Genomic DNA, 6,978 nt, shown 5'->3' on the forward strand with positions numbered 1-6,978 from the left:
TCACGGTGAAGGCCGGGGCCTCCCAGTGGGCGGAGACCATGAGGATGGCCTCGGGCGTGCGGCCGATCTGGCGCGGCATGTCGGCCAGCGCGGCTTCGAGCTGCGCATAGGCATCGCCCATCTCCTTCTTCATCCAAGGCCAGGGGCCGCCGCCGTGGGAGATGAAATAGGTGGGAAGGGTCTGTGGGGTCGTGCTCATGGAATGCTCCTCGGATGGCAGTCTAGGGTTTGGCCGACGAAGATGCACAGCCTTCCCGTGGATGACCGGCGAAACCCTTGCCGAGCACATCGGCATGCGCACCGCTACAGTGACGCCTCCCTGGAGACCGCCTCCCTTGTTCGCCTACTTCGAAAAACTCCTCCACCCCTACCCTCCCGCCGAACCCAGGCTTCCGCCAGGCGGCTTCTTCGCCTTTCTCTGGGCCTGCACCGAGGGCCTGCGCGGCAAGATCCTCGCGATGGCGCTGCTCACGGCCGCGATGTCGGCCTTCGAGGCGCTGCTGTTCGCAATGCTGGGTCGCATCGTCGACTGGCTCGGCAACCAGGTGCCGGCGCGGCTGTGGGAAGACCGCGGCACCACGCTGACGTGGCTGGGCATCGCACTCACCGCCAGCATCGCCGTGGTGGCGCTGCAGACCATCGTCAAGCACCAGACGCTGGCGGTGAACCTGCCGATGCGCCTGCGCTGGAACTTCCACCGGCTGATGCTGGGCCAGAGCATGGCCTTCTACCAGGACGAGTTCGCCGGCCGCATCACGGCCAAGGTCATGCAGACCGCGCTGGCGGTGCGCGAAACCATCTTCGTGCTGGCCGACGTGCTGGTGGCCATGGCGGTCTATGTCGCCACCATGATCGTGCTGGCGGCCGTGCTCGACCGCCAGCTGATGCTGCCCTTCGCGATCTGGCTCGTGCTCTACATCGCGATGCTGTTCTTCTTCGTCCCGCGGCTGGGCAAGATCGGCAAGGCGCAGGCCGATGCGCGCGCCATGATGACCGGCCGCATCACCGACGCCTATACGAACATCGCCACCGTCAAGCTGTTCTCGCATGCGCACCGCGAGGCCGGCTTCGCGCGCGCGGCCATGCAGGACTTCATGGCCACCGGCTACGGCCAGATGCGGCTGGTGAGCGCCTTCGAGATCGCCAACCACGCGCTCAGCATGGGCCTGACCGCCGGCATGGCCGGCATGGGCCTCTGGCTGTGGTCGCAGGGCGCGGTGGGCGTCGGCGCAGTGGCGGCGGCAACCGCGATGGCGCTGCGCCTGCAGGGCATGTCGCACTGGATCATGTGGGAGATGACCAGCCTGTTCGAGAACATCGGCACGGTGCAGGACGGCATGAAGACGCTGTCGCGTCCGCGCACCGTGCTCGACGCGCCCGATGCCGCAACCCTCGCGGTGCCGCGCGGAGAGGTCCGCTTCGAGCACGTCAGCTTCCGCTACGGCCTGGACCCGGACGAAGGCGGCCGCCGCGTGATCGACGATCTCACGCTGACCGTGGCGCCGGGCGAGAAGATCGGCCTGGTTGGCCGCTCCGGCGCCGGCAAGTCCACGCTGGTGAACCTGCTGCTGCGCTTCCACGACCTGGAAAGCGGCCGCATCCTGATCGACGGCCAGGACATCGCGCACGTCACCCAGGACTCGCTGCGCGCACACATCGGCATGGTGACGCAGGACACATCCCTGCTGCACCGCTCGGTGGCCGACAACATCGCCTACGGCCTGCCCGACGCGAGCCCGGCGGCGGTCCGCGCGGCGGCCGAGCGCGCGGAGGCGCACGACTTCATCCAGACCCTGGGCGACCCGAACGGCCGCCGCGGCTACGAGGCGCATGTGGGCGAACGCGGCGTCAAGCTCTCGGGCGGCCAGCGCCAGCGCATCGCCATCGCGCGCGTGATGCTCAAGGACGCGCCGATCCTGCTGCTCGACGAGGCCACCAGTGCGCTCGATTCGGAAGTCGAGGCTGCGATCCAGGCCAGCCTGTACCGCCTGATGGAGGGCAAGACCGTGATCGCGATCGCGCACCGGCTTTCCACCATCGCGGCCATGGACCGGCTGATCGTGCTCGACCAGGGCCGGGTGGTCGAGCAGGGCGACCACCAGGCGCTGCTGGCCCGGGGCGGGCTCTACGCGCGGCTGTGGGCACACCAGAGCGGCGGCTTCCTGGGCGAGGACGACGAGGAAGGCGACGGCGAGGGACCAGGAATCCCTGGCGAGTCCTACAGTGCGCGAGGTCGGGCGACTACAGCCCGCCAGCCGGTTGCTGGCAAGCTGGAGCGGTCTTCAACGCAAGAGGAGCCTGCGCCGTGAATTCCATTATCTATATCGTTGGTCTGGTCGTTGTCGTCGTGGCCGTCCTGTCCTTTTTCGGACTGCGCTGACATCCCCAGCGCTACACCTTCCTGCCTCGTCCAAGGCAGCGCCACGGGGCCGGTTGAGGCCCCGTTTTTCATCGCCGGGCCGCCCCAAGATGAAAAGCCCCCCTGGGGGGCAGCGACCACACGAAGTGAGGAGCGCGGGGGCCATGTTTCTTCGCCGGGCCGCCCCAAGATGAAAAGCGCCCCCGGGCATAATTCCGCGCTCTTCTCGAAGGAAGCCGTTGAATCCCGGAGCGCTACCCCTTTCTTTTCAGGATGCGGCGATCGCCGAGGCGGTGCAACTGGTCGAGGAAGCCGGCCCGCTCGACGATGCGCAAGCCATGCGCCAGGCGATGGCGGCGCGCACCGATGGCGGCGGACGGATCGTCGAGCGGGCCCGCGTTCTCGGGCAGCGCCTGGGACTGCAGGACGAGATGGCTCGCGCCCGTGCCTGGGCGCCCTGGATCCTGCTGGCGCTGGTCGCGCTCATCGTGCTCGGCGGCTTGACGCTCGCCGGCAGCGTGGTAGGCGGCAGCGAACGCACCATCAACGTGGTCGTGGCGCTGGCCAGCCTGCTCGGCCTTCATCTGCTGACCCTGCTGCTGTGGCTGCTCGGCCTGGCCCTGCCCTTGCGCTCTCTCAACCTATCCCTCGGCTGGCTCTGGATGGCGCTCACGGCGCGCGTTGCCGGCGGACGCCATGGCCAGGCGCCGCTGCTGCTGCGCGCGGCCACGCGCCTGCTGGTCCGCGCACGGCTCGCGCCGTGGGCGCTGGGCCTCGTGAGCCATGGGATCTGGTCGCTCTCCTTCGCCGTGGTGCTCGCGGTGCTGTTGTTCGCGCTGGCCTTCCGCAGCTACACGCTGAGCTGGGAGACCACCATTCTCGATCCGGCCTTCTTCGTGCAAGCCGTCCAGTGGCTGGGGCATGCGCCGGCCTGGCTGGGATTTCCGGTGCCGGATGCGCAGACCGTGCTGTCGCCGCAGGCGGCCACCGGCGGCCAGCGCGCCTGGGCGCTGTGGCTCACCGGCTGCATCCTGGTCTACGGGCTGCTGCCGCGCCTGTTCTTCACGCTGCTGTGCGCGGCCATCTGGCGCTCGCGCCGCCGGGCGCTGCAGCCCGATTTGTCGCAGCCCTACCACCGCCGCCTGCTGGCGCGCTTCGAGGCAATGGCGCCGCGGCAGATCGTCGACGCCGATCCCGGCGGCGCACGGCATGACGCCCTCGCCGGCCTGGCGGCGGACCAGACCCGCGACACGCTGATGGCCATCGGCTTCGAGCTGCCGGAGGAGCTGCCCTGGCCGCCGGCCGCGCTCGATGCAGTGGATGCACAGGCGCTGCGCGTCGATGGCAGCGCCGGCGCCCGCCGCGAGGCGCTGGACCTGCTCGCGCGGCTGCGGCCGCGCCGCGTGCTGGTCGGATGCAACGCCGCCGCCAGCCCCGACCGCGGCACCGAGCGCTTCCTGCGCGAAGTCGCCGCGCTCAGCAGCGAATGCCGGCTCTTGTTGCAGGGCAGCGGCGCGACGCCCGAGGCGCGCAACCGCTGGCACGCCTGGTTGGCGGATGCCGGCCTCGGGCGCATCGAAGCCAGCGACGAAGCACGGGGCGCGTTGAGCGGGTGGACGTGAGCTTTCCAGACCCCATCCGCATCGCGGTGGTTGGCCACACCAACGCCGGCAAGACCTCGCTGCTGCGCACGCTGACGCGGCGCGTGAATTTCGGCGAGGTGTCGCTGCAGCCCGGCACCACGCGCCATGTCGAAGCCATCGAGCTGCAAGTGGACGGCCGCGCCGCAGTGCGCTTCCTGGACACGCCGGGGCTGGAAGACGCGGTCGCGCTGCGCGAGCACATCGACGCCCTCGACGAGCGCGGCGAGCTCACCCCGCCCGAGCGCATCCGGCGTTTCCTTGCCGGGCCCGAGGCCCTCGGCGTCTTCGAACAGGAGGCCAAGGTGCTGCGCGCCCTGCTGGAGGTGGACGCCGCCTTCCTGGTGATCGATGCGCGCGAGCCGGTGCTGCCCAAGTTCCGAGCCGAGATCGAGCTGCTCGGCGCCTGCGCCCGGCCGCTGCTGCCGGTGATGAACTTCCTGCGCGACGCGGGAAGCCGCGAGGACGCCTGGAAGGCGCTGCTTCCGGCCTACGGGCTGCACGTGGTGGTGCGCTTCGACGCCGCAGCGCCCTTCGTCGGCGCCGAGCGCGAGCTCTACCGCGACCTCGCCACGCTGCTGCGCGAACGGCGCGTGCAGCTCGACCGCATCGCAGCCTTCCTCGACGAGGAATCCGCCCGTCGCCGCGAAGCGGCCGGCGAGCGCATCGCCGAGCTGCTGGTCGATGCTGCCGCAATGCGCCGCACGGCCTCGGCGGTCGAGTTCGAGATCGAGAGCAGCCGGGAGCGCCTGGTCGCCGCCCTGCAGAAGGCCGTATTCGACAAGGCGCAGCGCTGCGCCTCCGACCTGCTGGCTCTCTACGGCTTTCGCGAGAACGATGCCGACGAGGCGCCGCTGCCGCTGGTGGCAGGCCGCTGGACCATGGACTTCTTCCACCCCGAGGCGCTGAAGGACGCCGGCATCCTGCTCGGCAAGGGTGTGGCGGTGGGCGCCGCCGTCGGCGTGGTGGCCGACCTGGCCCTGGCCGGCCTGTCGCTCGGCGCAGGCGCGGCGCTGGGCGGAGCCATCGGCGGCGCGCTCTCGCAGGGCTTCGGGCCGCTGGGCCGCAAGCTCGCCAACAAGCTGCGCGACGTGCACGAGCTCACCGTCGAGGACCGGGTGCTGGTCGTGCTCGCGGCCTGGCAGCTGAAGCTGCTGCGCGCGCTGGAGCAGCGCGGCCATGCCGCCGTCGATCGCATCGCCGCCCACACGCCGGCGGACGCTCCGATGGACGATCCGGAAGCCGCCCGGCGTCCGCTGGCCGAACTGGTGCGTGCCGCCCAGCCCGCGCGCAGCCATCCGGACTGGGACAGCGGAGCCCGCCTGCGCTGGCGAGAGACGCCTCAGCGGCGCGACCTGGTGTTGCGGGTGGCGAGTCGGGTGCCGCCCGCCATCGAGGCGTTCGGGAAGAACATTCGAGCGGGCAGCTGAGGGCATGCCCGGGCCCATGCATCGGACGGCGACTACACGCGGCCTGCGCCACTTGCGCTAAGGTGCTTCGCATCCCGACCCACCGAGGCGCAGACATGTCCACACCTTCCCCGGTCGCGGCGCGGCCCCGCAAGCACTTTTCGATGATCCGCGGCTTCCACCTCGCCGACTTCTTCACCCTCGGCAACGCGGCTTGCGGCGTCGGTGTCGTATTCCTCTCGATGGCCTACGTCGCGAGCCAGCAGCTCACGCACTTTCTCTGGGCGGCGGCGCTGGCACCCGCCGCCTTCGTCTTCGACGTCTTCGACGGGCGCATCGCGAGATGGCGGCAGACGCATTCGGCCCTCGGGCGCGAGCTCGATTCGCTGGCCGACGTCATCTCCTTTGGCGTGGCACCGGCCGCCCTCGCCTTCGCGGCCGGGCTGGACGGCGGCTGGGACTGCGCGATCCTCGCCTACTTCGTCTGCTGCGGGGTGAGCCGGCTGGCCCGCTACAACGTCACCGCGGAGTCGCTTTCGGAGGGCGCCGACAAGGTCAAGTACTTCGAGGGCACGCCGATCCCGACCAGCGTGGTGCTGGTCGGCGTGCTGGCCTGGGCCGCCTGGCAGGGCCGCCTCGGTGAGGCGGTCTGGGGCGGCGCGTGGATGCTCGGGCCGTGGGTGCTGCATCCGCTGACGCTGCTGTTCGCGCTCTCGGGGACGCTGATGATCAGCAAGACATTGCGAATTCCGAAGCTGTAGCAAGGTCGCACCCCGCAAGCCGGTTACCCTCGCCGGCATGCGACCCCTTCGCGCATTCCTTGTACTTTCGCTGGCCCTCCTCCTCGCGGCTTGCGCGACGCTGCCGGCGGCGGTCCATCGCTCACCGTCGTCTGCTTTCACCAGCACCGACGACACCTTCCTCGGCAAGGCCCTGGCGCCGGAGTTGATGGCGCATCCGGGGCTCACCGGAATCCTGCCGCTGATCGACGCGCGCGAGGCTTTCGCGGCGCGCATGGCGCTGGCCCAGGCCGCCGAGCGCAGCCTGGACATGCAGTACTACATCTGGCGCGGCGACACCACGGGGCAGCTGCTGTTAGAGGCCGCCTGGGCGGCGGCCGAGCGCGGCGTGCGCGTGCGCCTGCTGCTCGACGACAACAACACCAGCGGATTGGACGGCACGCTGGCCGTGCTCGATGCGCATCCGAATCTCGAGGTCCGGCTCTTCAATCCCTTCGCGAACCGCAGCCTCAGGGCCGGCGACTTCGCGCTCGACTTCTCGCGCGTCAACCGCCGGATGCACAACAAGTCCTTCACGGCGGACAATCAGGTCGCCATCGTCGGCGGCCGCAACGTGGGCGACGAATACTACGGGGCCGACCAGTTGCTCGGCTTCCAGGACCTCGATGTCGTCACGGTCGGGCCGGTGGTGCGGCAGGTCTCGCGCCAGTTCGACCTGTACTGGAACAGCGAGGCCGCGTACCCCGCCACTGCACTGCTCGGCAAGCCGCCGCCCGACGGGGCCGTGCGGCTGCTCGCGCAATGGGCGGGCCTGCGCCAGCAGCCGCAGA

At 70.3% G+C, this 6,978-nt stretch carries 5 protein-coding genes and 1 pseudogene; 5 read left to right on the forward strand and 1 reads right to left on the reverse strand.

Features of this window, described 5'->3' with window-relative positions; all coding sequences use genetic code 11:
- Window positions 1-199: pseudogene (locus APY03_RS44340) on the reverse strand (dioxygenase); the annotation flags it as partial.
- A 136-nt stretch (window positions 200-335) separates the two neighbouring features.
- Between APY03_RS44340 and APY03_RS23870 the strand changes: the two are divergent.
- From APY03_RS23870 to APY03_RS44345, 5 genes are all read left to right on the forward strand, one after another.
- Window positions 336-2,309 carry an ABC transporter ATP-binding protein gene (locus tag APY03_RS23870; RefSeq protein WP_269475646.1) on the forward strand — a complete coding sequence of 658 codons (1,974 nt, stop codon included), beginning with the start codon at window positions 336-338 and terminating at the stop codon, window positions 2,307-2,309.
- A 289-nt stretch (window positions 2,310-2,598) separates the two neighbouring features.
- On the forward strand, window positions 2,599-3,981 hold the full coding sequence (locus APY03_RS23875; protein ID WP_068680732.1) for a DUF2868 domain-containing protein: 1,383 nt from the start codon (window positions 2,599-2,601) through the stop codon (window positions 3,979-3,981).
- Window positions 3,978-5,429: a GTPase/DUF3482 domain-containing protein gene (locus APY03_RS23880; RefSeq protein ID WP_068680862.1), complete on the forward strand. Its 1,452-nt coding sequence runs from the start codon at window positions 3,978-3,980 to the stop codon at window positions 5,427-5,429. The genes APY03_RS23875 and APY03_RS23880 overlap by 4 nt, the downstream gene beginning before the upstream one ends.
- A 95-nt stretch (window positions 5,430-5,524) precedes the next feature.
- On the forward strand, window positions 5,525-6,169 hold the full coding sequence (locus tag APY03_RS23885; protein WP_068680734.1) for a CDP-alcohol phosphatidyltransferase family protein: 645 nt from the start codon (window positions 5,525-5,527) through the stop codon (window positions 6,167-6,169).
- A 37-nt stretch (window positions 6,170-6,206) separates the two neighbouring features.
- Window positions 6,207-6,978: phospholipase D-like domain-containing protein (locus tag APY03_RS44345; protein WP_232324378.1), on the forward strand; the 772-nt coding region annotated here is incomplete at its 3' end.

It is taken from the genome of Variovorax sp. WDL1 (genome assembly GCF_001541225.1).
Classification (GTDB): domain Bacteria; phylum Pseudomonadota; class Gammaproteobacteria; order Burkholderiales; family Burkholderiaceae_C; genus Variovorax.

Coding starts and splice junctions, on each gene's coding strand:
- APY03_RS23885 (WP_068680734.1), top strand. CDS start 5,525: ATGTCCACACCTTCCCCGGTCGCGGCGCGGCCCCGCAAGCACTTTTCG.